Genomic DNA, 251 nt, shown 5'->3' with positions numbered 1-251 from the left:
AAAGTAAATCGCGGTCGCAATGAGCATCGCTGATATGATCGTACCAAGTCCGGCAAGGATGCCGATAGGTAGCTTGTAGCGTCTTAAATCACCAATATTGACGTGTAATGCACCTGCAAATAGCAACATCGATAGCATACCGTCTAAGAGCACTTCGGTAAAATCAAGTTGCTCCAATAAACTGACTTCGTAATCAATCAGCTGATCAAACCCTAAGAAGCCCAAAAATATCGCACCGATTGACAGTAAGA

At 43.0% G+C, this 251-nt stretch carries 1 pseudogene; it reads right to left on the bottom strand.

Annotation, left to right across the window (positions count from 1 at the left end):
* A pseudogene (locus SB725_RS32785) lies at positions 1–251 on the bottom strand (sodium:proton antiporter); the annotation flags it as partial.

Origin of the sequence: Pseudomonas sp. SIMBA_041 (genome assembly GCF_046535095.1) — a bacterium.
GTDB classification, from domain to species: Bacteria; Pseudomonadota; Gammaproteobacteria; order Pseudomonadales; family Pseudomonadaceae; genus Aquipseudomonas; species Aquipseudomonas mucoides.
Note: the sequence above shows the minus strand (reverse complement) of the source record. Positions and strands in the feature narration are given on the sequence as shown.